Raw genomic sequence first — 23978 nt, 5'->3', positions numbered from 1 at the left:
ATTATCTGTTAACCAACCAATCATAGGCCTGGTCGGCGCTTAAAAATTGCCAGAAGCCCTCTTCCCCCGGGGTAGTTTGCGCTTCCCAACTGTCCGGATTAAATCCGTATGTATTTGTAATAATGTTATATTTCCTTTGCCAAATTTCATACGGCAATTCATAAAAAACAGGCGCCTTTTTTATCGCAACAGGAAAATGAGCCCTTTGATGATCTTCAAAAGCAAAAGCCAAAAACTCGCTGGTCGTCAATTTACCCGAGTGCCATAAACGGATCACAGCGCTGCCTATTTCCTCATGTCGGCGGTGCCTGGTGTATTCCCCATAAATACTATGGGTTATAATAAGGTCAAAGTGATTTAACGGCAATAATGCAAGTATTGAATTTTCTACTTCGTGCTCTGGCAGTGGGCTTTGTTCGGGGCTATCATCCATATCCCCCATCGCGCCGTTTGCACCTAAAATATTTAAAACATTTTCAAATTTGGGAGCGCGGTCGGGATCGTTTTTCCGGCAAAGGCTGGCAATAAAACACTGCCAGTAAGGATTGCTTAAAATAGTCCCCCCGGCCCACAAGGTCTCATCATCCGGATGTGCCACAATAATGGCCACTGTCTTTGTTTTTTTGTCCATCAGGTCAATAAAAAACACTTATTCCAGTAAATAGTTTTTAAAGATTACGCCGGGCATGTGACTGAATGGGCTTCCTGTGAAGCTGGGTAGTGGTGAATGGAGTTTTCACGGGTATTTAAAATTTTTGCCTGGTATACGCCAAAGCTGTCGAAAAGCAGGTATATAAATTGAGAATGGTGCTAACTTTTCAGCCAACACCATTCTTGTTTTACTTGTTCCCTTTTAAGCGATGCCATTTTTCAAGGGCTTCCTTTTGAAGCAATTTGGTACGCTCTATCGATAACCCTTCTTCGTCTTTTTCACAAAGCGGTCCTTCGGTTTTTATTACCGGTGCCCTTGGCTGGTTTGAAACAGCCGTTTGATTTTTCTTTAATAACATAGCCTTTAGTTTTGTGTTAAACATTATCCGGCGACTGTTCGTCATGGTCCTTGTGAGCCTCCGGCTTAAGTTCCGACTGTATCAATTCTTTCTCAAATTTATTTTCGTCCTTGATGTTCCTTTTGATCAGCCAGATTACCAGTATAGCCATCAGGACGATAAACAGACCGATCCACCAATAATTGATATCCATGACCTTTAAATTAGTGCATATTTATAGTGTTAATTCGGTGTATTTCTTTTTTCGTTTATACCAGGAGGGCTGTTTCCTTACCACCTGGTAAAGCTGATCCAGGTCGAATGGTTTTTTTAGATAATCATCAAAACCCAGCTCCCGATAATGTGCATCAATGTTGTTATCGCAGCTTATAGCAATTACCGGCAGGCCTGGAAAATGCGACTTGATCCATTGGCAAACCTGCTTGCCGGAGTGATTACTGAGCCAGCAGTCCAGCAGCACAAGCTTTGGATGGTGCTGCCTGATCATATCCAGAACATTTTCGTTTTGATCAGTCAGGCTGTAAACACGGAATCCCTMCATTTGTAGAGCGATACTGAGCACCTCTAAGGTGGCAGCATCGTTTTCTTGTACCATGATCGTTTCCATAAGCTTTATTTTTTTATCAATAAACAATAGAAACACCGGCAGAAATAATTTTGGTGTTGGTTGAATAAATGGTATGATTTTAACGTAGTGTTTGTCCCGTTAGTATATAATTAACCAAGAAAAAATCAGTGTCTTAATATGGGTTAAATTTGGGTATGCACCAGGCAAGGCACCAAGTCATTAATGACACTAAAACATTCCATTTTTCAGGCTGTTAATTTTAAAAAGGAGGTTTTATGCCCTGGTATAACGGAGATTACCCGCCATCTTATAAAAATCAGCCAAAAAAGCTTCGGGAAAAGGCGGTAGAGATCGCAAATGAAGTATTGAAAGATGGCGCTGAAGAAGGCATCGCCATTGCTACAGGATTGAAACGTGCACGTCAGTTTTTTGCTAACCAAAAGAAAAAGGAAGCTAAATAACTACCCCAAAAATTAGATTGACCCTGGCTGTCATTGGGTTTGGCGGATTTAGATATTCCAACAATTCTTTTGGCAATCTCGTGCGCTGTCCGGCTTCTGCAAAACGCGCAGCTGCTCCATATAAGTCCCTCTCCTCTAACCTTTTAAACCGTTTCTACGTAACCAATAATGAACCTCGCCAGTTGTTCCTGTTCCGCAACGGTAAGTATTTCGCCATCATAAATCCAGTAACCCTGTGCATCAAACAATATCCGGCCTAAGTAATCAGGGTTATCTTCAAAGGCAGTATACAAGTGATAGCACAGCACTGCTCCCTTATTTTCCGTATCGGGCATTACCCGCACAATCTCGTCAGGGCCGCTTTTACGTTTAATCCATGCTTTTGCTTCTTTGGTCAACTCCATATTCTTCATCATGATAAAACAAATGTCAAAATTATTTTTTAATTCTTCATATGAATTGCTAAATTTATTAGCAATTTTACAATTCCAAATTGAAAGTGTATGCCCGATACCAAAAAAAATATCATCAGCCATTGCCCAAAAGGATGTTTTCCATAAGKGAAGGAATTTTAAGTAAATTATATAATTGAACCAACCCGTATACCAGGCAAAATGTGGTGGAATTTTTCCCGAAAAGCAGCATTTTTCTGATACAAATCCATGCGGGCAAAGTCTGTTTATACAAGCTTTAATCAAACACTTTTTAGCCAAAATATGTTAATACTTTGATCATAAAGTGATTCGGTATGGAAAAAGAAATTGGCTCACCAAACTTTGAAAAAAGGTTCCTGGAATGCAATGATAAATTTAATACCATATTTAAGCAGACCAGTGCCGCCAGCAAGATTATTGCATCGGATTTAACGATCCTAAAAGCAAATAATGCCCTGGCAGAACTACTGGGTTATTCCACCGCAGAAATTGAGGGCTCAAAAATTCTTGATCATGCCTGCGAAGAATATAAACAGCATTGGCGTGAATTGCAGATGGAGCTTTGGTCAAAAAAAGTTCCTTTTTTTAAACTCCAGGCTTGTCTTCACAAAAAAGACCGATCCCTTGTATGGGTAAACGTGACAACGATTTTGTTTAACGATGAAGGCGAAACCTTTGGCTTTACCGTATTAGATGACTACACCGGTTTGAAGCGTTTTGAAGAAAGCGAAAAACGCCTGAATATGGCGCTTAAATATTCAAAAATGGCAGTATGGGAGCTGGATTTAAAGGACAACATGGTTTACCGTTCAGAAGGGCACGATGAAATCTTTGGTTATGATCGGCAGCAGGAAAACTGGAATATAGAAACATATTTCCCGCATTTGTGGAAAGAAGACCTGCCAAAGTTTCAGGCAGCTATCAACTCCCTGCCCGAAAGTGATATGATAGACCTGCAAGTCAGGCTTATTACCCGGGACGGTTCGGTTAAATGGGTGAATTTCCAGGGTAAAACAGAGACTGATGCTACAGGGAAACCTTTGAAGACATTGGGAACCATCAGCGATATAACCAAAGATAAATTAATAGAACGCCATAAAGATGACTTTATCAGCATTGCCAGTCACGAACTGAAAACGCCTATTACAAGTTTAAAAACCTCTCTTCAGCTATTGGACAGGACGAAAGATGGTTTAGCCGACCGGTTAAAAACATTAATTCTTCAAGCCAATAAGAGCGTTAATAAAATTGTTATGCTGGTTGATGACCTGTTAAACGCAAGCAAGACTTATAGGGATCAGCTGGATTTAAAAAAGACAATTTTCAACCTGTATAAGGTGGCTGAAGAATGTTGCAATTATCTGCGCGTCGAAGGATTCCCGCAGGTCGTCATTAATGGTCCGAAAGAACTCGAAGTTAACGCGGACGCGGAGCGGATTGAAAGAGTAATTGTAAACTTCCTGGGTAACGCGGTTAAATATGCCCCGGAATCGAAGGAGATCCATATCCGGATTGAGCAACTTGCGACAACAGTAAAAGTATCAGTGACCGACCGGGGTCCGGGCATATCGGCTGATAAGCTGCCCCTGCTTTTTGACCGCTACTACCAGGGGAATAGCATGGAAAGTCAATATTCCGGCCTGGGTTTGGGATTATTTATAAGCGCAGAGATTATCAGGAAACATGGCGGCGAAATAGGCGTTGATAGTAAGGTGGGAGAAGGAAGTACGTTCTGGTTTAAAATTCCGATATAACGCTTATGCTGCTTGCTTAAGCTTCTATTTTAGGAATATGCTTCCTCAATATCCTGTAAAGCAGATCCAGGTCAAAGGGTTTGGCGATATAACCATCAAAACCAAGCAGGCTGTACTCGTGGTTAATATTACTATTGCAACTGGTAGCAATAACCGGTAGGTGTAGGTATTTATTCTTGATACTGTGGAGCACCTCCAGACAGCGATAGCCGGTTAACCGATAATCCAATATGATCACATGTGGCTTGACCCGATCTATCAGGTCCAGAAAACCTTCATCAAAATCCATTATCGGGTACACCTTAAAATTTTCCATCTCCAAAGCCTCGGTAAGGATTTCCAAAATAGCTTTGTCGGTATCCTGAACAATTATCGTTTCCATAGCTGTCTGGTTTAAGTAAATGCCCGAAGAGAAAAGATTATAAAGGACGAGTTAACTTGATTTCAGGGCCCACAAAGATATTAATTAAATTATTAAGATACAGGAACTTATACTTCAGCCATTTAATTACATCGGCGAAAATGGCTCCGACGCCATTAAAGTGAAGAATTCTTTTCTTGACAGAAGTAAGTTTGCTGTTTGTAACTGTTTGATATCATTTCAATTCAGGTTTTAAACGTTTCGGGTTTGCTTTTGCCCGGTTCGGTTAGCAATCCCGAAACAACCCACTATCGATTGATTATATTTGTTAATATGGAAGAAAAGTTACCTTTAAAACGTTTAAACCATCTCACCTGGCTACAATCGATAATTATCGGTTTTATCTTCTATGTGGTTGTTTATAACAGTGGTACGCCAAGTCATATAATACCGTTTACGATACTTACCATGTCGGGTATATTGCTGGTAGGATATGCCGATATCGGTTTGATGATGGCGTTGGCGAAATTTTTTTCGATCAGGTCGAAAAAATTTTCAATTTATCGCCGCCTGTTAACCTACCCTGCCAGTATCCTGATTTACCTCCTGTTAAGGCCCTGTTTTTCTTACGTGTCAGGTAAAGTATGGTCATTTTGGGAGCCCGGTTCATTCTTCGCATTTGTTGGATCAGGTATCGTCATCAATACGCTTATTACGCTGATACACGATTCCGTGTTATTATACGAACATAAATTGGAAAGCGAACTGGAGCTTTCCAAGTTAAAAGCGGCCAATGCAGAAGCGATGAACCTTGTTTTAAAGCAGCAGATCCAGCCGCATTTCCTTTTCAACGCTTTAAATACACTAAAGGCACTTTACCATAAAGACACTCAAACCGCCGATACTTATATTGTACATATGGCCAATTTTTTAAGGGCCTCCATCTTTCATCAGTCATCCAATATATCCAGCCTGGAAGATGAAGTAAAACTGTTATATGATTACCTCGCCATGCAGCGCATCCGGTTTGGCAGGGCGATGGACTGTACGGTATCATTAACAGACAACGCTCTAAAAAGCTATTTTCTGCCTTCTTTTTCGCTACAGCCATTATTGGAGAACGCCATTAAGCACAATAATTTCACACAGGAAGATCCGTTGAAAGTCAGTATTATCCAAAAAGATGAATGGCTTGTTATCAGCAATAATATTCAATGCAAAAAAGTTAAAGTAACATCTACTCAGTATGGACTGGCGAACCTTGCAGAAAGATACCGTCTCTGGTCTGGCGATGATATCATCATCAAAGAAGATCAAAACTCATTTTCGGTAAGTATTAAATTATTAAAAAAGTAATCATTGAGAGATGAAATAGTAATTGCCGACGACCTCGGACTGAACATCAGGAAATTAATAGGCGGGCCGGCAGACATTACCCAGCTCAGATCCTTCTCTCATTGCTTCGCACCTACCCTGGGCTTTTTTTGCAAAAACTCTTTTTAAAACGTCATTTTCCCTTCAGCGTTTAGCAAATTTTAACACTTTTTTTTTACACACAAACCTCTTATCCGTCATTGCGAGGTACGAAGCAATCCCCAACTTACAGAGTAACCTATGCAAATCCAATCTGTATTTTGGGGATTGCTTCGTCGTACCTCCTACCCATGACAAGTTGTAGAATCCCAGACTTACGAAGTTTTTAAAACTTCGTAAGTCTTTCGCCGGTTTGTCATTCCTCCTTCAGCGTTTCGCGAAATTTTACAACTCGCAATGACGATCACGAGGCGGTTGGGCTTTTTTTTAACCGCCTGTATTCCGCTTCCGGCGCAACTTTGCCCGCTTCGGTTATCTTTCTCTGTTAAGGTAAGCAACGGCACCGCATCTTTGAATCAAATAACACGATCAGCCCCGGGCTGCAAACAAAAAAATCACTGATAAAAAAGAAATTTATGAAAAAGTTAATCTTAGCTGTACTTATCCTTACATCCGCGAAGGCCTTCAGTCAAACAACTCCAACTCAACCAACACCGGCTCCCGAAGAGAAGGGATTCCTTAAAAAGATCGGGAGCCGTCTTGAATTCGGAATCAAAGCGGGTGGTAACTACAGTAATTTTACCAATGCCAATTTTTCAACGGATCCACTACCTGGCTTTAACGCCGGCCTTACCGTAGCCTACAAATTTACCGACAATTTTATGGTACAGGAAGAATTCCTTTATTCATTGCAAGGTGCTAAAGTAAAAGCCGGCATCCTGGGTACCCAGGATATCAAACTTTCTTATGCCTCTGTTCCAATCCTGTTTAAATACCGCACTAATTCTGGCTTTTATGTTGCAGCTGGTCCGCAGGCAGGTTTTAAAGTAAAGGAAGACATTGGAGGCGTAACTGACACCAAATTTGCTAAAAAAGTCGATTTTGGCGCTGTCGGCGGACTTGGTTACCAATCTAAAATGGGTTTAGGCATAGACGCAAGATACTATTACGGCATCCAAAAGGTGTCTGAAACTCCTTCCGCTATCCTGGGCGATTTTAAGAATAATAGCATACAAGCAAGTATATTTTACGTTTTTTAGATCAATAATTAAGGTCATTACCCCCCGATGACTATGATCCCGGTTGCAAATTGCGCCGGGATTTTTTGTAAGTATTGTTTTCAGAAATTTATTTGACTGAGTTGCTACGTATTTTTTAATAGACGCTTACTTTACCAGGCTATTATTTTTAATAGCCCACTGCTTTAAAACAGTGATGGCATCATACAAAACACCGGCCTCACCCCTGAAATCACCCGATCCTTTTGGGGCACCGGTTTGCACATTATACCATTCAAAAAAACCCTTGTTAGCCAGTGCCCTGTCAATCATTGGCAACAATTCTGTGTAAGCATCCTCAACATAGCCGTAATCAATCAAAACGCCTATCATACGTGCGCCAAACCAGGTCCAGTCGCCCCCATTTTGGTAATTATACGGCTGCATGTTGGGGTACTGTTTGGCCGGGTATGGTGGATAAACCGTGATGCCAACAGTGGCATACTTTTCTTTAGCAGCACAAGCAACCATTTGCCTGTTTATTTCTTTAACCTCGGCAGGTGTATTAAAGCCGGCTAAAATGGCACATACAGAACCACCTGTGTACAATAGCTCTTTTTCGTTAAAATCAGGCGAAAAGGGGCTGCCATTTAGGTAGATGTGTGGTATATACTTTTGAGCTGTTGTATCCCACAGGTATTTACGTACGTTTTTGGTGATACCTGATGCTACCGAGGCCCAATCCTTTTGCGTTTTGTAATTTTTAGGTTTCATGGCCAGGAAATCGTGAATAGCCTTTACATACATGGCATTATCATAAATATCAATTGCCCATTTGGTTTTATCGTTAATGGCAACACCCCACCCGGTTTCTGTTTGCACGTCCCCCCAGTCTATCGTGGTAGCACCCGTTACAAGGCCATATTTAACCGACCACCTGTCCTTTTGTATATAACTAAAGGCATCTTCCATACGCTGAAGTACTGTTTTACGACCAATAACTTCGTTAAGAATGTTCCTGTCGCCCGTTACGTCAATATATATTTTTACCGCCTGAACCAAAGACGATTCCTGGTCGGTTTCAACAGTATTTTTATGAGCCGCCCATCCGCGCAGCAACGGCGAATACCGGTATTTATAATCTACATGTGCTTTCGCGCTATCCACTACGCCATCAACTATATTGCCGTCACCGCCCTGCATTTTAAAAAACATCAGGAGATTGGTTTTCACTTCTCCTTTAGGGTGCACTACAAGTGACCCTTTAATAAAGGTATTAAAATCACGGATCCATACTTCATTATAAGATGTGCCTGCAGAAAAACCTGAAAGTAATTTTAAAGCCCTGGCCTGGATGGTATCCAATCTATTGTCAGAAAGGATAGCTTTCGCTAATTCTGATTTGCGGGGTACTTGAGCATTTGATTTGATAAAAAAAGACAAAAAAATAAAAACGGGCAAAAGTAGTTTCATGCAGGAATGAATTAAAGGCATCAATAAAATTTGCCAGGAATCAACACTTGTTTATATGTACAAACATAAAATATATTCCAAATTCCTACGACATATTTTACCAAAAATCACCCTAACTTTAAGTTAGAATGCATTGCAAAGAACAAGCTCAATAATTATTTGATAATTATCGATATATATAGATATAACCATTATTATGTTCGTCCATTAATCATTTAATTTGCAATACATATTGCTTGTAAAATTTAAAGAAATACCGAGATATGAAACTTGCCATTGACCATAAAAGCGCCATCCCACTTCATATACAGGCCGAGAATCTATTAAGGGAACTTATCAAAGACCCCGAATACAAGTCTGGAAAACTATTACCAAACGAAGTGGATCTGGCGAAAATCCTGGCTATTTCAAGGACCACCCTTCGCCAGGCCATTAATAAATTGGTTTATGAAGAGTTGCTGATCAGGAAAAAAAGATTGGGAACAAAGGTTGCTCCCCCAAAAATGAGCTCAAAATCAATGAATTGGCTAAGTTTCACACAGGAAATGCAGGCGCGTGGCATTCCGGTTAAAAATTACGAGCTACACGTTAGCTGGGTATATCCGGATGAGTTCATAGCCAATTTTTTTGATATAAAAACAGAGAAGAAGATCATGAAACTTGAGCGGCTCAGAGGCAATGCCGAAGAAGCATTTGTTTATTTTGTGTCTTATTTTCATCCAAGGATAGGTCTAACCGGCGACGAGGACTTTAAAAAGCCATTATACGAAATGCTTGAACTTGACCACTCGGTAGTGGCCAACTTGTCGAAAGAAGAGATTAGTGCAAAAGCAGCTGACAAACTTATTGCCGGCAAGCTGGAGATTGATCCAGGTAGCCCGGTACTTTTCAGAAAACGTTTTGTTTTTGACCAGGGAGACCGGCCAATGGAATACAACCTGGGCTATTATAAAGCCGAAAGCTTTATTTATACCGTTGAAAGCAGGCGCAACAGTTAATTATATCTGTAAAATCTCATGTGAATTTTGGACCGGGCATTAATAAAAGACGTCTATTTAGATCAATAGGACTTTTTTTATCTTGAAGCGGCCATGTATTATTGAAAAACAATCGGAGTATAAATACCTAAAAGCCAGACCCGTTCGTAGCTTTTATTTTTTATTACTGTTTCAGCAGCTTGCTCTCCCCTTCTATTTCCACATTGGCTTGCTCAACTACGGCTTTATATTCATAGTTTTCTTTCAAGGGTAGAGTTTGCTCAAAAGAACCATCGGGTTTAATAGTTACCCAGGTACCGGTTGTCCATTTACCGGCATAAAGCGTTTCAACCTGCCCTTTGTATGGGCGGTAATCAAAGCGGGCTTTCTTAATAGATAGGTCTTTGTAGTAGTTTAATACCCTGCCCTTTAAAACAACCCCACCTTTAACCAAAGTGATACTCCCGGTTTCAACTATAATCGCTTCTTTAAATGCGGGAGCAACATTATCCAACTTAATAACCACCGGGTTGGGCCAGCGATGATCATCATAAATACGCTGGGCCTTCACTACCGATACTTCCAAACCCTTTGTTGTTTGCCGGTATCGGCAACTAACATCGTCGTTTTTATACTCAATCACCTGGCTGTTTTGCCCTAAAACACTTATTTGAGTATTGACCGTGCTGACAGCAGAACGGATCAGGAATGTTTTGCGGGTACCCTCCTTCCAATCCTGCGCATCAGTAACAACGGCATAAAGCGTATGCCAGTTTTTTGATGTAAACCAGGTACCTCCCTCCTTACTCACCACCCAGCTGCGTACGTCATCAATGCACTCATGATTTACAAAATACCATGCCGACATTTCGCGCAGGCGCTCTTCCTGTTCTATCGGCAATTCACCATTGGGTTTGGGGCCAACGTTCAGTAATAATGAGCCGCCTTTAGCACGGGCTTCAACCAATAAACCTATCAACTGATTGCCCGATTTATAGCGTTCATTGGTGGGCTGATAACCCCAGGCAGTACCCATAGTGATGCAGGATAACCAGGGCTCATTGATCATAGCGCCGGGCATAATCTGCTCAGGTGTTTTGATAGCTCCACGGGTGATGAGCAGGTCGGGCTGTAATTTCCAGCAGGTTTGTTTTACTATCTCTTTAGGGTCGCCATCAATAAAAAGCACATCTATTTTACCATATTTGGTCATTAGCTCCACGCATTGTTGCCGGGTATAGTCATCATATGCCTTGCGGGTGGCCGCATCCATTTTCACATCGGTTCTGCTGATAGGGATCTGATGATCCCGCAGGAAATTAAAATCCTCCGGTGAAAAATAAAAGCCAACCTGCAGCCCTGCTTCGCGTGTAGCATCTACAAACTCTTTTAACAGGTCTTTTTTATAAGGGGTATGAGTAATATTAAAATCCGTTGTTTTGGTATCCCACATACAAAAACCAGAATGGTGTTTGGTGGTAAACACAATGTATTTCATGCCGGCCAGTTTTGCTAAAACAGCTATCTGGTGCGGGTCGAATTTTGAGGGATCAAAAGTTTTGGGAAGATCATTAAAATACCTGTTCACATAATCGTTGCTTGCTCCTACCAGCGAATGGCTGATAACCATACCTAACTGCCCATCCATACTAAAATGGATAAACAAACCCAGCCCTGTATTTTTAAGCCAAAGTTCGCGTTCGGGTTTATTCAGGTTATTGTTACTGGCATTGTCATCTTTCACCAGGTCGTTTTGTGCCGAAGCGATTTGGATAGATAGTATAAGCAGCAGAAAAAAAAAGTATTTTTTATACATCTTTAAAAATAATCAAAAAATCAGGAAGGGTATACAACCCTCCCTGAAACCAACTGAAACCAACTTATTAATCAAATCACAAAATAAGCTTTATTGTTTATCCCACCAGATCCTGGTAAGGAAGTCATCCGCACCCTGCCGGGCTATCGCAGCCGCGTAAGATGCCGAGTTGAGATTTTGTTCCGATATCGGGTACAACATCCTCCTGAATATTTTACCACCGGTTGCATTACCAACATAGTTATTAGGCACCAATGCCGGGTAACCTGTGCGCCTGTAACTGGCAAATACTTCCTGCGCGTCTGGGAATACGCCAAGCCAAAACTCGGTATAGATCTGTGCCATTTTTTGATCAAGTGTACCGGCAGAATTAAATTTGTGGTAGCTAATGTATGTATTGATCTGTGCATCAGTTATAGTACCGGCACTGCCTCCAATTATTGCCCATTGACGCATAGAAGCAGCTATACCGCTTTCATATAATGATGAAGCTGTAGCGCCACTATACCACCCTCTTGAGGCTGCCTCGGCTAACAGGAAATAGCTTTCGGTTGCTGTAAATACCAGGCGCGGAGAGTTTAACAATAATATGGTTTTAGGATTAGGCTCCGAGTAGGTTACAAAATCGGCAGGTTTTGTGTTTAATGATGCCGACATCCCTTTTTGTTTAGCAGCGGTTGTATCAGCTACACCCCCATTGTACACAATAGATACAACACCCAAACGAGGGTCTTTATTAGTTTTAAGATAATTGATAAACACATCCTGGTACTTACCACCTTCTGTATTTGTAGTGCCATTTTGTGCTATATAATCATTATTCCAGAGGTCGTTTGCAAGTGGGTTTTTATTAATATCCTGGCCCGATCCTACATAAGGTATTAGGGCAATATCGGCATCATTTAAAATAATACCACCGGCAATGGCCTTTGCAGCCCAGCTTTGCGCAGATGCAATATCTACCTTAGTCATGCGCATAGCACATCTTAACATTAGGGAGTAAGCAAATTTTTTCCATTTATTGGTATTACCAGTGTAGATTAAGTCTGCAACGCCAAATGTAGCCTTGCTTGCATCAAGACTTGCAGCCGCCTGGTCAAGCTCTTTAAGCATATCTGCATAAATATCCTTTTGGGCATCATAAGCCGGTTTATATAAGGCTCCATTATATCCTTGTGCCGCCTGTGAATACGGAATATCGCCATACAGATCGGTAAGTCTGCTAAAGCAGTACACCTTCCAGATACGGGCCTCGGCAACAAGATTAACCTGCGATGCATCAGTTCCCGCAGCCTTAATTACTTCAATCAGTTCATTGATCTCGTTGGGGTAAGCACCGCTGAATGCCGCTGCCGATTGCTGGCTTTGGCTCAATACATACTTTGACCCAAAACCGGCCACATCGTTAAAGCTGGTAGTATATTGCATAGTACCCAATAACAGATCGAGCATGCGGGCGGTGCCATCATATTCAGCCTTAGTAAACATGTACTGCGGAACTGCTTTTGGTGAAGCGTTAGGGTTAATGTTGAGTGTATCGAAATTTTTAGTACATGATTGTATGATAATAATGCCAAGCGTTAGCAGCAAACAATATGTATATTTTGTTATATGTCTTTTCATCGTGTTCAACTTTAAATATTAGAATTTAACTGAAAGGTTTACACCAAGTGAACGGGTACGGGGTAAGCCGATTGATTCGAAACCTTGTGTATTACTGTTGGTAAAGCTCTCCTCGGGGTCAAAATTGTCTGTCTTTTTGTAAAGCGTCCACAAGTTACGTGACACCAGCGAAATGCTTGCCGACTGAATATGAACCTTTTTAAGGTCAAGCGCAGGCAAATTATAAGACAATATAACCTGGCGAAGCTTTACAAAGCTGCCATCGTGTGTAAACAGATCTGAATAAATTTTATAGTTATCATAATATGTACGTAAGCCACTTACCGGTACTGTGCGTGTATAAGCAGCACCTGTTTGGTCTACACCATTTAGCACTAACCCATTTTCACGACCAGGCAGCGTTGATTTCATTAAACCTAAACGGGTAGCATACACTTCCATTAAAGAAAACACCTTGTTGCCAAACTTGCCATCGAGCAGGAAGCTGAACGCAAAACGCTTGTACCTGAATTCGTTGGTTAAACCCATGGTAAGCGGGGCGACACTTTTGCCAAGCGGTTCATATGCCGATTGAACCGGCAGGCCGGTAGTTGCATTGAATACCACTTGTCCGCTGCTATTTTTCACCATATGTGTGCCATATAGGGTACCAAATGACATCCCTTCTGTGTTATTTAATACGGCATAACCATTTACTGATGTCGCCAGTTGTATGGTCGACAGGCCAGGGGCGAGTTTTACTACTTTATTATCATTATATGCTACGTTATAGCTCGCGTTCCAGCTAAAGTCTTTTGATTTTATTGGCGAACCGTTCAACAACACCTCGATACCTTTATTGCGTACTTCGCCAACGTTAAGGATTACATTATTATAACCCGAAGTTGATGAAATGGCCGTATTTACAATATCGTTTGTAGTTTTACGATCATACACGGTAATATCCAATCCTAAGCGGTTTTGCAGCATCTGTAATTCAAGACCTGCCTCTGTAGTTGTAGAGGTGTAAGGCTTAAGCGCGTTGTTGGTAATGTTATTACTGGTAACATTTTGCAGCGGTTGCCCCGCACTGGGAACATTGCTATAGGTAAGATTAATTACATATGGATCAGGAGCACCGCCGCCTACCTGCGCCCATGAAGCCCTTAACTTGGCAAGGGTAAAAAATTGCGGTAGCTTAACAGCATCTGACAATATAAAGCTACCACCTACGCTTGGATAAAAGATGCTGTTGTTTTTAGGGCTCAATGTCGAAAACCAATCTTTTCGACCGGTAAACGATAAGAATAACAGACTTTTGTAATCAAAATCGGCGGAGCCAAACACCGAGTTGGTTACTATTTTGGCGTAATAAGGAGTAGTTGACGTTGTAGCAAGGTTGGTTGAGCTGTAAAAATAAGGAATAACAAACTGCGAACCGTTTACTGTCTGCTGATTTGTAATGTTTTTACGGCTATTTACACCACCTAATACCGCGCCATTAAAATCACTTACAATTTTTGTTTTGTATGATACCGTCACCAGTTCGTTGGTTTCAGATACATCCGACTTTATAGACTGGTATTGCCCATTGGGGATGTACAATGTGCCAGTCGGCAATATATTTGAATAATTGTAGTTAAAAAAGTCGCGGCTTAAGGTGGCTTTGAAAATCAGGTTTGATATCGGTGTGTACGACACCGAACCCTGGCCTATAAAACGGTCTTTAACATCATCTTCTTTAAATTTATTGATCACGAAGTAACCGTTTGAAGCGATGGCGGCATCATTCCAAACCTGCTCATTACCATTAGCATCATACCCAGGTTTAAGCCAGCGTACGTCAACGGTATTGGCAACCTCAAGCGGGGTCCAGTTAGGGTTGCCCAGTGCGTCGCCGGCACCTGTGCGGTTATGGCCGGTTTCGATATTATATTGAGCTAATGCTTCAATAGAGATTTTGCTGTTTAACTTGCTGGTTAAAGCCAGGTTAAAGGTTTTACGATCATAAGTTGTACCTGGCAAAATACCTTTACTATTCAGGTCGGCAGCCGAAAAGCGATAAGTTATAGCCTCGTTACCGCCTAAAAACGCCAGGCTATTGGTATAGGTGCTCCCGGTTTGATAAAAGTTTTTAAGGTTATCTTTTTGTGCCGTATAAGGATGTATTTTGCCGTCAACAGCCATATAATCTGTCGACCCGTCAATTTTTGCCCCCCATGAACGCCTGCCGGTCCCCTGAGCGGTTGCCAGTGTTGTTGGTTTTACGCCACCGTCTCCCTGGCCGTATTCATATTGATAATCTGGAAAAACTGCGACATTGTCGTAAGTTGCGGTTGAATTAAACTCAACTCCTACTCCTTTTTGAACCCGTCCCTTTTTAGTAGTGATAAGGATTACACCATTGGCTGCCCGTGAACCATATAAAGCTGCCGCGGTACCGCCCTTTAACACGCTGATAGACTCGATATCGTCAGGATTCAACGCTGCGATACCATCGCCACGGTCGACGTTATTGGTAATACCGTTAACAGTTGGAGCGCCACCTGGTACACTATTGTCAATTGGCATACCATTTACTACGTATAACGGCTGATTATCGCCGGCAAGGCCACCATTACCTCGTATAACTATCCGGCTTGAACCACCAGGGCCGGTAGATAATCCGGCAGCGTTAACACCCGCAACTTTACCGGTTAATGCGTTAGCAACGTTATTTTCCCGGGCCTGGGTAAATTCGGTTCCTTTAACTTCGGTTACCGAATAACCAAGCGATTTCTTTTGCTTGCTGATACCGAGGGCCGTAACCACCACCTCGTTAAGCGTACTGTTATTTTGTTTCAGCTTTATCTGAACTGGTGAACTGAAATCGGTAACAGTAAGTTCTTCTTTATTGTAGCCGACGTAAGCCACCACCAGCGTAACCGGCTTGCCACTATATTTATCTGGTACAATAAGCTTAAAATTACCCGATGCGTCTGTTGATGTACCAATTCTGGGATCAGCCTTTAAATAAACGGAGGCACCTATAACCGGCTGGTTATCTTTTTCATCAAGCACATTACCCGTTAAAACAGCTGCAACAACAGCAACATTGGTGCTGCTTCCATCTTTTATAGAAAAAATAGAGATCTGGTTGCCGTTAATTTTACGGTATTCGAGCTGAAAAACCGATAATAATTGTTTCAGGTTTTCATCAAGGTTAAACAACCTGGCATTGTTAAATAAGCTTGCCGGTATAAATTTATTATCCAGTAGCCCTTCCTGGTAAGCAATTTGAACATTAAATTGCTTTTTGAGGTTTTCAAGCGCGTCTTTTAACAGTACCTTGCTTTCAATAGCCTGCTGTACCTGGTAATTCGGAGCTTTTGAATGGAACCTGTTATTGCTGGTAAGCGCCAGCTGGGCATAGCCGTAAACCGACTGGCCGAGCAATACCAACAAGAAACAGCAACATTTTAAAAAAGTTGATAGGTCAAGTTTTTGCATAAATTATTTGTTTAGGGGTTAATTTTTAGTGATAGTTATATTTTTGTCTGAACGAGTGATCTTTACTGACAGCGTAGTTGATATGGTTTCCAGCAACTCCTCAACGTTTGATACGCTAATCTCCCCTTCTATCTTTAACCCGGCCAGGTCGGGATTTGAAAAATCAATATGGTAACCATAGTCATCAGTCATAATCTCTCTGATTTGTGCAAGAGTGGCATTATTGAATGATAATTGGTGATTGGTCCACTCGGTTAGCTTCTCGGGCACAGCGAGCTTCTTTTGGGCAACCAGGCGCTTTTGTGCATACTCCACATAGTCGCCAGGTTTCATGACTAGTAAGCGGTTATTCTTAAATACACTGTCAAGATATTCTAACCTTATTTTACCGCTTACCAGGCCAATATTGGTTTTATTATGCCTGTTACGTACATTAAAGGATGTGCCTAACACTTCAATGTTCACATCATTGCAATGCACAATAAACCGTTCTGTAGTTTTGATATGACGCGGATCTTTATTAAGATGCTTAACATTAAAGAAGCCTTCGCCACTGATCCAAACTTCTCTTGATTGTTTATCCCAGTTATTGGCGTAAGTAAGTTTTGAGTTTCCATTAAGAATAACAACCGAGTTGTCTGGCAATGTAACCGTGCGCAGTTCGCCAAAAGCGGTAACTACTTCATTTTTGGAACTATATTTAATCATCCAGAAGGCTGCTGATGAAACCAATAAAACCATTGCAGCTATACGCAGGAACCTGTTGAGATAGAATATTTTTTGTTTTATCGCTCCTTTATCCTGTAAAGTGGTTTCAATCCGGTTCCAAACTTTTTGCTGGTTGGCTTCATTTGTAAATACATCTTGTTGGCGATAGGCCAGGATAATTTTTGAAGCCTCATCAACAATTTCCCTTTGGCCGGGATACAAGGCTGTAAATGATTGCCAAAAGTTGATGTCATTAATAGATGAGCTAATTACAAAACGAAGAAAATCATCGTCGTCTAAAAAATCCTGTAAAGTGTAAGTGCTGTATTTTGCAAACCCCATGCTATATAAGTTTCTGATTTAAACCTTATATACATGGTTATGCCGGAATTATCCCTTCGAGATGAAAAAAAACTTAATTTGTATACACTTTTATGCTCAAACAAGAATAAAGACTCAAAAAAATAACCAATTTAGATGTTTTTAACACCCCTTGCAGGTTATTAAATGCTTTATAAAGCAATTTATAAGTCGAGTTAATGTTAATTTCCATAATATCGGCAATTTCTTCATAACCTAAACCCTCATAAAAGCGCAGATAGATGATTTCCTGCTGCCTTGCCGGTAAAGTTTTCACCACCGCTTTTATTCTTAACTGTAATTCCCTTTCCTCCTCGTTTGCGATGAGCTGGTGATCAAATGAAATTTCGAAAGAAAAATTGTAACCGGTTTCGTCCTCCAGGTCAACAAAACGCGATTGGGATTGTATTTTGCGGAAAATAACGCTGCGTAGTGATTTATATAGATAGTTTTTTACTGATACCGGATTACCCAGGGTTGTCCTGTTTGTCCACAATTTAATAAACAAGTCATGTACTGCATCTTCAATAATATTTATATCCCTGGTAAATTTATAGCCGTAATTATTGAGGATTTTAAAATGATCGTTGTAAAGCTGTGTGTAAGCGTCCCAACTGCCGTTTTTAAAGGCAAGCCATATTGCAGTGTTATTATCATTAATACTTACAATACTTTCAGACATAATTGAATGAATTCTACCTACTTTTTAAAAAATGAAATTAAGTACAATTTAATAAATTATTATTAATCATTTTACGTAAACTTTAAATTATGGTCATTAAAAATGAACATTAAAAAAACAGAGAAGCAATTATTACGTTCAAAATAATATTATTTACGAAAGGCGCAAAAGCTTAACTACCAATTAACTACCATTTAGTCTTTACCAAAAATCCACCATTTAACAGCGATGATTTATTGTATAAAAATGGTTCGCCAGCCGGGTTGCTCACCATAGCGCCGCTATAAGTAGCAATAGCCTGGCCTGCCGCAGTATCCCACTCCATAGTTGGGCCATGCCTATAATATATATGCGCTTTACCTTCGGCAATTAAACAAAATTTGATAGAACTGCCTACAGCTATGGTTTCTACAATAGGATATTGTTTCAAAAAAGCGATTTCTTCTGCCGATGAATGCGACCTGCTGCCCACAGCAATCCACTGCTTTGCATTTGTATCGGCATGGAGTTGCTGGGTTTCACCCGTAACAGATTCTTTCCAGCTGCCAATGCCTGCACCTCCGTAATACAGTTCGCCTGTACCAGGCACGTATATAATACCTAATACAGGTGTATTTTTATGAATCAGGGCAATGTTAACTGTAAACTCGCCATTACGCTTTATAAATTCCTTTGTGCCATCTAAAGGGTCAACGCACCAAAAGTATTCCCAATTCTTTCTTACCTCGTAAGGTATATCCTTCCCTTCTTCGGATATTACCGGTATGGCGGGATTTAAAATTGTAAGCCCCTTCATTATTATTTCATCCGAGATCCTGTCGGCGAGGGTTAATGGAGATTGGTCATCCTTTAACGTTACTGCTATATCACCATCATTATAAATAGTAAGTATGCCTTTTCCTGCCTCTTTTGCAAGCGACAATAATATAGCCAGATCAATAGCCGGCAAACCTTCAAAATTTAACATCATATAAACAAATCTTTACTAATACCCTTTTTCAATAATAACTATTGCTGTCAGTATTTACACACAATCATGATTTTTATTTGACTATGGTATGTGTTATAGCATTGGGTTGATTTATTTTTACCTTAGATACTGATTCACCGATGAAAGAAGAAGAAAAACTGAACTTCAATAGTCTCAAAGAGCAATACATTCATTTTGGCTTGCCTGCCGATAGTATTGATGATAAAACCGACTTTGCTATCCATAACCTTAAAGATATCCATGCAACATTGCCTTATCAGTCGCCGGTTTTCAGGCCAAACTTTTTTTCCTTTGTTTTTGTAAAGGACGGATACGGAAAGTATACTACCGATGAGCTAATATTTGATACCGTACCGGGAACTATCTATTTTACAAATCCAGGTCATTATAAATCATATAATTGGTATAAGATAGAAGAAATATACCTGATCACGCTCAGCGAATCATTCCTGAAAGAGAACGTTCACCCGAATATTTTTGAAGAGTTCCCGTTCCTGCTTGCCGAAACTGTACAGCCACGGGTTTTGACCCCGGCTGCTTTTGCCGAGTTTGAGCAATTATACCTGCAGATATCAAAGGAGTACCAGGCTCAAAGTACCTATCGTAATCGCATCATCGGCAATCTGTTTGTTGTATTGTTATTAAAGGTGAAGGAGTATTTTTGGAAAGACTACAATCCGATTTATGAAGGTAACCGCAGTTCGCAGATAGTAAAAGAGTTTAAACGTACACTTGAAAAACATTATCGCGACTTGAGTAATGGCCTGGTTGAAAAAGCGTACCGGGTACAGGATTATGCCGATGCCCAAAGCCTGCACCCTAATTATTTGAGCAATGTTATCAAGATAAAAACAGGAAAGCCAATTGGTACCTGGATAGCCGAAAAAACAATATCGGAAGCTAAGGCACTATTACAAAACTCCGCCATATCTATAAAAGAAATTGCCTATCGTTTAGGCTTTGCCGAGTCGACTCACTTTAGCAATTACTTTAAAAAGCACACAGATTTGTCCCCCGCCCTGTTCAGAAAACAGCATTTAAGTTCCACATCTTAGATATTTATATGTAATGCTTTAATATGTGTATCATTTGAGGGTAGCCCAAACCTCACCTTTGTTATGTCAAAACAAACAAGACAAAAACAAACAAAATAACAAAGGAAATCATGAACACACTATCAGAAAAAGTAATTTTAGTAACCGGCGCCTCAAGAGGAATCGGAGCAGCTGTAGCCAACAAACTTGCAGCAGCCGGAGCAAAAGTAATCATCAACTATGCAGGTGGTAAAGAAGCAGCCGACCAAACCGTTAACCTGATCAAAGAAAACGGCGGCGACGCCATCGCTTTACAAGCCGATGTAAGCAAATCAGCCGAAGTAGCTGCCATGTTTGATGCAGCCATAGCCTACTATGGTAAAATTGATGTTTTGGTAAACAACGCCGGCATCATGATCACTAAACTACTTAAAGACACTACCGATGAGGATTTTACCCGCCAGTTTGATATCAACGTACGCGGCACATTCAATACCATGCGCGAAGCAGCGACAAAACTGGCCGATAATGGCAGTATCATCAACTTTTCATCTACTACAACCCGTGTAATGATGCCAACTTATGGTACTTACGTGGCTACTAAGGCAGCAGTTGAACAATTAACCCGCGTATTTAGCAAAGAAGTGGGCGCAAGGGGCATCAATGTAAACTCAATATCTCCCGGCCCTACCAATACCGAACTGTTCACCAAAGGCAAACCACAGGAAGTTATCGACCGCCTTGCATCTCTTTCGGCTTTTAACCGTATCGGCGAGCCCGAAGATATCGCGAAGATTGTAGTATTCCTTGCAGGCGACGATGCCAAATGGATCAGCGCACAAAACATTGGAGCAAACGGTGCAATGGCGTAAGTCCCTGGAGGAGTAAAAGCGGCAAGAATTTAGAACCAAGAGCAAAACAAGTAAAATCAATCGGTGAAATCATAAAAACAATCAGTGTAATCACAATTAAAAAATATAATCATGAACTCGTTAAATAATAAAGTAGCATTAATAACAGGATCGGCACGCGGATTAGGTAAAGCAATAGCAGAGCGTTATGCGGCATTAGGCGCCGATATTGTGATCAATTATTCGCGCGATAAAGCATCTGCAGATGAAGTAGTAAGTAATATCCTGGCTATGGGTGTAAGAGTAATAACCGTGCAGGCCGATGTAAGCAAGGTTGCCGACATTGAGAGGTTATTTGCCGAAGCAAAAAAAGCATTTGGTAAAATAGATATTGTTGTAGCAAATGCCGGTATCGAGCTGGTAGAAACACCGGTGGTTGATTTTACCGAGGAACAGTTTGACCGCGTATTCTCTATCAACACCAAAGGCACCTACTTCACCATGCAGCAGGCCGCAAAAAATGTGGAAGATAATGGCAGGATCATTTACATAGCATCCAGCACCACCTCATTCCCTGTACCCGGAATGGCTGTATACGGCGGCAGCAAAACCACTCCACGCTATTTGGTTGATATTCTATCAAAAGAGATAGGTCATAAAGGTATAACTGTAAACTCCATCATACCCTTCGCGGTCGATCATTCAGGGATCTTTGCAGAAGCCGATAGCTATCCGGAATTAAGGAAACAATTATTAGACAGTTGCCCTATGGGCAGGCTGGCCGAAGTGGAAGATGTTGCCAACGCAGCCGAGTTTTTTGCAAGTGATCTGTCATCATTCGTTAATGGGCAGCACCTGTTAATAAATGGCGGTGCTACAAATTAATAATTGTTAATTGCAACAAAAAATCCGTTCAACTCATCATGAACGGATTTTTTTTAACTAATTTTTTAACTGATTATTTAAGATGCATTTGCCAGCTTATAGCCGGGTTGGGGTTTTAAAGCACGTTTAACCGGTGGAATTGATGGTTCTCTATGTTTTTCCTTCAGTTTCTTAAAAATCTCAAAGCTAAAAGCATCCTGCATAGGTAAATTATATTTCGCAATAGTAGCCGGGTGAAGTTGCAAGGCTTCTATGGGAACTTTTAAATTCATATGATTAATATGCGTTAAACCGGTTGCAACATCTGTATCAAATACAACAAAAGTATCTATCAAACTGCCGTCGGCATCTGTATAGATTACAGATTCATATTCATTAAAAGTTTTCATGGTAAATAAATATGCTTTTATAACAGGTGTTTAAAATAAATGTTTTTACAAAGCAATATAACAATTAAATTTATTAACTAAAACGAACTTAAATTACAACATGATCCTCAACCACTCACTTTACAATCATAGGAAAAAAAATTTAATTATGCCTGTAAATTCTTGGGCTATATAGTGGACCGCCTTTACCGGGTTGGTAATTACTAAATTAGTAAAAATTATAGTACAACGGTTGTTTGTTTTTATATTATCTTCTATGTAACTTTATAACTATCAGTTAAATACTGCTGATTAATCCTGATCCTGTCAACCTTTAAATTCACATCTATGCCAAATCATCTTTCACCACTCGGAATTTTCCATACTGCCATTAGTGTACTTGCTGTGCTTTTTGCGCTTTATGCCTTAATTCGTTACGGCAAAATAGATCCAGCAACCGGAAATGGTAAGTTGTATATAATATTAACCGCAATTGGATGCCTTACAGCATTCCCAATCATGAAAACCGGGCATTTGAGTGCCGGGCATGGTTTGGCAATTATTGTTTTACTGTTGCTTCCTATGGGCGTATACGCCAAATCAATCCACTTTTTTGGGAAGGGTGCAGAATATATTCAAACCATAGTAATGTCATCAACCTTATTTTTTTCGATGATCCCTGCAACTATCGAAACCTTAACAAGGTTACCTATCAGTCATCCCCTCGCCGCCGGCCCAAATGATCCGGTAGCGAAAATGGGCCTGCTGATCCTTGTCACACTTTACATTGCAGGTGTATTATACCAAATTGTAAAAATAAGGTCGAAAAGAAAATCTACAGAAACACCAGCAGTACCGTCACCTTGAGCTGATGCATCAATAAAGTTAATTTGTTTATTTAAAGGTGATGTTTTGATCGGCCATTGCAAGCTTAAGCATTTGCAGCGCATTTTTACCTATGCCATGAAGCTGCATTAATTCAGTTTCTTTGAAGTTTGATAGTTGTTTAAGATGGGTTATACCCGCATTAACTAAAGCGCGTTGGGCAGGTTTTGCTAATTTATTAAACGGGTAGGCTTCTTTTTTTCATTCATGATGGTAAGAATTGATTAGACAAATTTAAATCTCTATCCCGTTTCAAAGAGGCATTAAATGCGATAACCTATTTCTTAAAAATTAAGCCACATGTTGTAAATAATGATCAACGAGGTTAGTTAGTTCTGTTGATTCAAAAGGTTTGCTTAACCAGGCATCAGCACCGCAGACCTTCGCAATATCGGCGAGATTTGAATAGCCGGATATAAGTATAACCGGGATATGACTTGTCAACGGATGTTGCTTTATAGCTATGCATAGTTCGCTACCAAGGCCGTCCTTTAGCCTATTGTCAACCAAAACAAGATCTGGCATTTGAAGGATCACACCTTTGATGGAGTTTTTATCAAGGGATGCAACGGTGATATACCCGTTTTCTCTTAGGATGATTTGTATTGCTTCAGACAAATCGGCATCGTCTTCCACAACAAATATTTTTTTGCTCATAGGTTTATTAACTGATATACAAATCTACACAGCATTATTTCAATTATCAATTATTAATTAACTTATTTAAACAAAAGGCAA

24 protein-coding genes are annotated in these 23978 nt (G+C 40.5%); 9 read left to right on the top strand and 15 right to left on the bottom strand.

Going from position 1 to position 23978, the window contains the following annotated elements; genetic code table 11:
- Position 1 precedes the first annotated feature (1 nt).
- From AC1DO4_RS13730 to AC1DO4_RS13715, 4 genes are all read right to left on the bottom strand, one after another.
- Positions 2 to 631, bottom strand: a complete 630-nt coding sequence (locus AC1DO4_RS13730; RefSeq protein WP_477416693.1) for a PIG-L deacetylase family protein — start codon at positions 629 to 631, stop codon at positions 2 to 4.
- A gap of 208 nt (positions 632 to 839) precedes the next feature.
- Positions 840 to 1010: a hypothetical protein gene (locus tag AC1DO4_RS13725; protein WP_477404589.1), complete on the bottom strand. Its 171-nt coding sequence runs from the start codon at positions 1008 to 1010 to the stop codon at positions 840 to 842.
- A 16-nt stretch (positions 1011 to 1026) separates the two neighbouring features.
- Entirely contained in the window at positions 1027 to 1203 is a 177-nt protein-coding gene (locus AC1DO4_RS13720; RefSeq protein ID WP_477404587.1) for a hypothetical protein, read from the bottom strand.
- 21 nt (positions 1204 to 1224) lie between these two features.
- Positions 1225 to 1617 (bottom strand): response regulator transcription factor, encoded by a 393-nt coding sequence (locus AC1DO4_RS13715; RefSeq protein WP_477416690.1) that lies wholly within the window; start codon positions 1615 to 1617, stop codon positions 1225 to 1227.
- Between the two features lie 236 nt (positions 1618 to 1853).
- Between AC1DO4_RS13715 and AC1DO4_RS13710 the strand changes: the two genes are divergently transcribed.
- Complete coding sequence (locus AC1DO4_RS13710; protein WP_477416688.1) at positions 1854 to 2039, top strand: DUF2188 domain-containing protein; 186 nt, start codon at positions 1854 to 1856, stop codon at positions 2037 to 2039.
- A gap of 143 nt (positions 2040 to 2182) precedes the next feature.
- Here the strand turns inward: AC1DO4_RS13710 and AC1DO4_RS13705 are convergent, their stop codons facing one another.
- Positions 2183 to 2455: a hypothetical protein gene (locus tag AC1DO4_RS13705; RefSeq protein ID WP_477416686.1), complete on the bottom strand. Its 273-nt coding sequence runs from the start codon at positions 2453 to 2455 to the stop codon at positions 2183 to 2185.
- A 332-nt stretch (positions 2456 to 2787) separates the two neighbouring features.
- On the opposite strand from AC1DO4_RS13705, the gene AC1DO4_RS13700 reads away from it, so the two are divergent.
- Positions 2788 to 4227, top strand: coding sequence for a PAS domain-containing sensor histidine kinase (locus tag AC1DO4_RS13700; RefSeq protein WP_477416684.1), 1440 nt, complete (start codon positions 2788 to 2790; stop codon positions 4225 to 4227).
- Between the two features lie 16 nt (positions 4228 to 4243).
- Here AC1DO4_RS13700 and AC1DO4_RS13695 read toward each other — a convergent pair whose 3' ends face one another.
- Positions 4244 to 4609: a response regulator gene (locus tag AC1DO4_RS13695; RefSeq protein WP_477416682.1), complete on the bottom strand. Its 366-nt coding sequence runs from the start codon at positions 4607 to 4609 to the stop codon at positions 4244 to 4246.
- Between the two features lie 312 nt (positions 4610 to 4921).
- On the opposite strand from AC1DO4_RS13695, the gene AC1DO4_RS13690 reads away from it, so the two are divergent.
- Positions 4922 to 5944, top strand: coding sequence for a sensor histidine kinase (locus AC1DO4_RS13690; RefSeq protein WP_477416680.1), 1023 nt, complete (start codon positions 4922 to 4924; stop codon positions 5942 to 5944).
- Positions 5945 to 6537: 593 nt separating this feature from the next.
- Positions 6538 to 7161 carry a porin family protein gene (locus AC1DO4_RS13685; RefSeq protein ID WP_477416678.1) on the top strand — a complete coding sequence of 208 codons (624 nt, stop codon included), beginning with the start codon at positions 6538 to 6540 and terminating at the stop codon, positions 7159 to 7161.
- 126 nt (positions 7162 to 7287) lie between these two features.
- Here AC1DO4_RS13685 and AC1DO4_RS13680 read toward each other — a convergent pair whose 3' ends face one another.
- Positions 7288 to 8592 (bottom strand): glucosidase family protein, encoded by a 1305-nt coding sequence (locus AC1DO4_RS13680; protein WP_477416676.1) that lies wholly within the window; start codon positions 8590 to 8592, stop codon positions 7288 to 7290.
- A gap of 263 nt (positions 8593 to 8855) precedes the next feature.
- Between AC1DO4_RS13680 and AC1DO4_RS13675 the strand changes: the two genes are divergently transcribed.
- Positions 8856 to 9590 carry a GntR family transcriptional regulator gene (locus AC1DO4_RS13675; protein WP_477416674.1) on the top strand — a complete coding sequence of 245 codons (735 nt, stop codon included), beginning with the start codon at positions 8856 to 8858 and terminating at the stop codon, positions 9588 to 9590.
- Positions 9591 to 9753: 163 nt separating this feature from the next.
- Here the strand turns inward: AC1DO4_RS13675 and AC1DO4_RS13670 are convergent, their stop codons facing one another.
- The 6 genes from AC1DO4_RS13670 to cysQ all read right to left on the bottom strand — a co-directional run bounded on the left by AC1DO4_RS13670 (position 9754) and on the right by cysQ (position 19196).
- Positions 9754 to 11385 (bottom strand): alpha-L-fucosidase, encoded by a 1632-nt coding sequence (locus AC1DO4_RS13670; protein ID WP_477416672.1) that lies wholly within the window; start codon positions 11383 to 11385, stop codon positions 9754 to 9756.
- Positions 11386 to 11475: 90 nt separating this feature from the next.
- A complete protein-coding gene (locus AC1DO4_RS13665; RefSeq protein WP_477416670.1) occupies positions 11476 to 13008 on the bottom strand; it encodes a SusD/RagB family nutrient-binding outer membrane lipoprotein in 1533 nt (510 codons plus the stop codon).
- A gap of 18 nt (positions 13009 to 13026) precedes the next feature.
- The gene (locus tag AC1DO4_RS13660) at positions 13027 to 16476 is read right to left on the bottom strand and encodes a SusC/RagA family TonB-linked outer membrane protein (RefSeq protein WP_477416668.1); all 3450 of its coding nucleotides are present in this window, start codon (positions 16474 to 16476) and stop codon (positions 13027 to 13029) included.
- A gap of 18 nt (positions 16477 to 16494) precedes the next feature.
- On the bottom strand, positions 16495 to 17526 hold the full coding sequence (locus tag AC1DO4_RS13655) for a FecR family protein (protein ID WP_477416666.1): 1032 nt from the start codon (positions 17524 to 17526) through the stop codon (positions 16495 to 16497).
- Positions 17527 to 17599: 73 nt separating this feature from the next.
- Positions 17600 to 18226 (bottom strand): RNA polymerase sigma factor, encoded by a 627-nt coding sequence (locus tag AC1DO4_RS13650; RefSeq protein WP_477416664.1) that lies wholly within the window; start codon positions 18224 to 18226, stop codon positions 17600 to 17602.
- A 187-nt stretch (positions 18227 to 18413) separates the two neighbouring features.
- The gene (cysQ, locus tag AC1DO4_RS13645; protein ID WP_477416662.1) at positions 18414 to 19196 is read right to left on the bottom strand and encodes a 3'(2'),5'-bisphosphate nucleotidase CysQ; all 783 of its coding nucleotides are present in this window, start codon (positions 19194 to 19196) and stop codon (positions 18414 to 18416) included.
- A gap of 140 nt (positions 19197 to 19336) precedes the next feature.
- Here cysQ and AC1DO4_RS13640 point away from each other — a divergent pair, with 140 nt between their 5' ends.
- From AC1DO4_RS13640 to AC1DO4_RS13630, 3 genes are all read left to right on the top strand, one after another.
- Positions 19337 to 20272 carry a helix-turn-helix domain-containing protein gene (locus tag AC1DO4_RS13640; RefSeq protein ID WP_477416660.1) on the top strand — a complete coding sequence of 312 codons (936 nt, stop codon included), beginning with the start codon at positions 19337 to 19339 and terminating at the stop codon, positions 20270 to 20272.
- Positions 20273 to 20382: 110 nt separating this feature from the next.
- Complete coding sequence (locus AC1DO4_RS13635) at positions 20383 to 21123, top strand: SDR family oxidoreductase (protein WP_477416658.1); 741 nt, start codon at positions 20383 to 20385, stop codon at positions 21121 to 21123.
- A gap of 111 nt (positions 21124 to 21234) precedes the next feature.
- A complete protein-coding gene (locus tag AC1DO4_RS13630) occupies positions 21235 to 21987 on the top strand; it encodes an SDR family oxidoreductase (RefSeq protein WP_477416656.1) in 753 nt (250 codons plus the stop codon).
- Positions 21988 to 22064: 77 nt separating this feature from the next.
- On the opposite strand, the gene AC1DO4_RS13625 is transcribed toward AC1DO4_RS13630, so the two are convergent.
- On the bottom strand, positions 22065 to 22376 hold the full coding sequence (locus AC1DO4_RS13625; protein ID WP_477416654.1) for a hypothetical protein: 312 nt from the start codon (positions 22374 to 22376) through the stop codon (positions 22065 to 22067).
- Between the two features lie 327 nt (positions 22377 to 22703).
- Here AC1DO4_RS13625 and AC1DO4_RS13620 point away from each other — a divergent pair, with 327 nt between their 5' ends.
- Positions 22704 to 23222: a hypothetical protein gene (locus AC1DO4_RS13620; RefSeq protein ID WP_477416652.1), complete on the top strand. Its 519-nt coding sequence runs from the start codon at positions 22704 to 22706 to the stop codon at positions 23220 to 23222.
- Between the two features lie 309 nt (positions 23223 to 23531).
- On the opposite strand, the gene AC1DO4_RS13615 is transcribed toward AC1DO4_RS13620, so the two are convergent.
- Positions 23532 to 23897 carry a response regulator gene (locus tag AC1DO4_RS13615; RefSeq protein ID WP_477416650.1) on the bottom strand — a complete coding sequence of 122 codons (366 nt, stop codon included), beginning with the start codon at positions 23895 to 23897 and terminating at the stop codon, positions 23532 to 23534.
- Positions 23898 to 23978: the final 81 nt, after the last annotated feature.

This window comes from Mucilaginibacter sp. P5_A6 (genome assembly GCF_056400585.1).
The sequence above is the reverse complement of the archived record's forward strand: the minus strand, read 5'-3'. Positions and strand labels throughout refer to the sequence as shown.

Excerpts from the sequence above, each read along its gene's own strand:
- AC1DO4_RS13730 (WP_477416693.1), bottom strand. The coding sequence starts at position 631 with ATGGACAAAAAAACAAAGACAGTGGCCATTATTGTGGCACATCCGGAT.
- AC1DO4_RS13725 (WP_477404589.1), bottom strand. The coding sequence starts at position 1,010 with ATGTTATTAAAGAAAAATCAAACGGCTGTTTCAAACCAGCCAAGGGCA.
- AC1DO4_RS13720 (WP_477404587.1), bottom strand. The coding sequence starts at position 1,203 with ATGGATATCAATTATTGGTGGATCGGTCTGTTTATCGTCCTGATGGCT.
- AC1DO4_RS13710 (WP_477416688.1), top strand. The coding sequence starts at position 1,854 with ATGCCCTGGTATAACGGAGATTACCCGCCATCTTATAAAAATCAGCCA.
- AC1DO4_RS13705 (WP_477416686.1), bottom strand. The coding sequence starts at position 2,455 with ATGATGAAGAATATGGAGTTGACCAAAGAAGCAAAAGCATGGATTAAA.
- AC1DO4_RS13700 (WP_477416684.1), top strand. The coding sequence starts at position 2,788 with ATGGAAAAAGAAATTGGCTCACCAAACTTTGAAAAAAGGTTCCTGGAA.
- AC1DO4_RS13695 (WP_477416682.1), bottom strand. The coding sequence starts at position 4,609 with ATGGAAACGATAATTGTTCAGGATACCGACAAAGCTATTTTGGAAATC.
- AC1DO4_RS13690 (WP_477416680.1), top strand. The coding sequence starts at position 4,922 with ATGGAAGAAAAGTTACCTTTAAAACGTTTAAACCATCTCACCTGGCTA.
- AC1DO4_RS13685 (WP_477416678.1), top strand. The coding sequence starts at position 6,538 with ATGAAAAAGTTAATCTTAGCTGTACTTATCCTTACATCCGCGAAGGCC.
- AC1DO4_RS13680 (WP_477416676.1), bottom strand. The coding sequence starts at position 8,592 with ATGAAACTACTTTTGCCCGTTTTTATTTTTTTGTCTTTTTTTATCAAA.
- AC1DO4_RS13675 (WP_477416674.1), top strand. The coding sequence starts at position 8,856 with ATGAAACTTGCCATTGACCATAAAAGCGCCATCCCACTTCATATACAG.
- AC1DO4_RS13670 (WP_477416672.1), bottom strand. The coding sequence starts at position 11,385 with ATGTATAAAAAATACTTTTTTTTTCTGCTGCTTATACTATCTATCCAA.
- AC1DO4_RS13665 (WP_477416670.1), bottom strand. The coding sequence starts at position 13,008 with ATGAAAAGACATATAACAAAATATACATATTGTTTGCTGCTAACGCTT.
- AC1DO4_RS13660 (WP_477416668.1), bottom strand. The coding sequence starts at position 16,476 with ATGCAAAAACTTGACCTATCAACTTTTTTAAAATGTTGCTGTTTCTTG.
- AC1DO4_RS13655 (WP_477416666.1), bottom strand. The coding sequence starts at position 17,526 with ATGGGGTTTGCAAAATACAGCACTTACACTTTACAGGATTTTTTAGAC.
- AC1DO4_RS13650 (WP_477416664.1), bottom strand. The coding sequence starts at position 18,226 with ATGTCTGAAAGTATTGTAAGTATTAATGATAATAACACTGCAATATGG.
- cysQ (WP_477416662.1), bottom strand. The coding sequence starts at position 19,196 with ATGATGTTAAATTTTGAAGGTTTGCCGGCTATTGATCTGGCTATATTA.
- AC1DO4_RS13640 (WP_477416660.1), top strand. The coding sequence starts at position 19,337 with ATGAAAGAAGAAGAAAAACTGAACTTCAATAGTCTCAAAGAGCAATAC.
- AC1DO4_RS13635 (WP_477416658.1), top strand. The coding sequence starts at position 20,383 with ATGAACACACTATCAGAAAAAGTAATTTTAGTAACCGGCGCCTCAAGA.
- AC1DO4_RS13630 (WP_477416656.1), top strand. The coding sequence starts at position 21,235 with ATGAACTCGTTAAATAATAAAGTAGCATTAATAACAGGATCGGCACGC.
- AC1DO4_RS13625 (WP_477416654.1), bottom strand. The coding sequence starts at position 22,376 with ATGAAAACTTTTAATGAATATGAATCTGTAATCTATACAGATGCCGAC.
- AC1DO4_RS13620 (WP_477416652.1), top strand. The coding sequence starts at position 22,704 with ATGCCAAATCATCTTTCACCACTCGGAATTTTCCATACTGCCATTAGT.
- AC1DO4_RS13615 (WP_477416650.1), bottom strand. The coding sequence starts at position 23,897 with ATGAGCAAAAAAATATTTGTTGTGGAAGACGATGCCGATTTGTCTGAA.